This is a genomic window from Sodalis-like endosymbiont of Proechinophthirus fluctus (assembly GCF_001602625.1).
In the GTDB taxonomy this organism is placed as follows: Bacteria; Pseudomonadota; Gammaproteobacteria; order Enterobacterales; family Enterobacteriaceae.
Window position 1 is genome coordinate 14328 of the sequence record NZ_LECR01000023.1, and the last position, 954, is coordinate 15281.

The 954-nt window shown below is 55.9% G+C and carries 2 protein-coding genes and 1 pseudogene; all 3 read left to right on the forward strand.

The features are described from left to right. On the forward strand, positions 1–111 hold a 111-nt coding region (locus BG74_RS16095), incomplete at its 5' end, for a hypothetical protein (protein WP_244267204.1). 11 nt (positions 112–122) lie between these two features. Beyond that, entirely contained in the window at positions 123–830 is a 708-nt protein-coding gene (lolD, locus tag BG74_RS02570; protein WP_066596380.1) for a lipoprotein-releasing ABC transporter ATP-binding protein LolD, read from the forward strand. Then, positions 827–954 (forward strand): annotated as a pseudogene (locus BG74_RS16100) (lipoprotein-releasing ABC transporter permease subunit LolE); the annotation flags it as partial. The gene lolD and the pseudogene BG74_RS16100, both read left to right, overlap by 4 nt.

The following is a 954-nucleotide window of genomic DNA, read 5'->3' on the forward strand; positions in this document are numbered from 1 at the left end:
GTGGCGGCCATCGCGATGATGGCCATGGCCGTGGCGCTGCTATCCACGATTTGTCCTTCCTGGAGAGCCGCTGCCGTTCATCCCACTGAGGCTTTACGATATGCCCACTGAGGCTTTACGATATGAATGATGCTCCTTTGTTACACTGTTTCCAACTCAGCAAACGTTATCAGGAAGGTAAGTTTTATATCGATGTATTGCGTAACGTTAGTTTCACACTGCAGCGCGGAGAAATGATGGCGATTGTTGGCAGTTCTGGTTCCGGAAAAAGCACGCTGTTACACCTACTGGGCGGGCTAGATGAACCGACCGGTGGCGAGGTAATATTTGAAGGCCAGCTTCTGAATACGCTTTCTTCCTCCGCGCGGGCGCTATTGCGCAACCAGCGATTGGGTTTTATCTATCAGTTCCATCACTTACTGCCGGATTTTACCGCGCTAGAGAATGTGGCGATGCCGCTTTTAATTGGCGGCACCCGCCCGTCCCAGGCACAAGAGACGGCGTGGGACATGCTGGCGGCAGTAGGGCTTGAGAAACGCGGCCACCACCGCCAGGCGGAACTGTCCGGCGGCGAGCGGCAGCGGGTGGCTATAGCCCGCGCTCTGGTGAATCATCCGGCGCTAGTGCTCGCCGACGAGCCTACCGGCAATCTGGATCAGCACAATGCCGATAGTATTTTTGAACTATTGGGCGAGCTGAATATGCGCCATGGCACCGCCTTTTTGGTGGTGACTCACGATCTTCAATTGGCGAAGCGCATGCACCGGCAGATGGAAATACGCGGTGGCGCGCTACAGGCTGAAGGCGCTCTGCTGGGAACCGTGCAATGAGGACACCGCTGTCGTTGCAAATCGCGCTTCGCTTCAGCCAGGGGCGGCGGAACGGTATGGTATCGTTGATTTCGGTTATCTCCACTATCGGCATTGCGCTGGGGGTAGCAGTTCTGATTATCGG

What these genes read in the sequence shown, in the direction of transcription:
- lolD (WP_066596380.1), top strand. Translation starts at nt 123, where the DNA reads ATGAATGATGCTCCTTTGTTACACTGTTTCCAACTCAGCAAACGTTAT.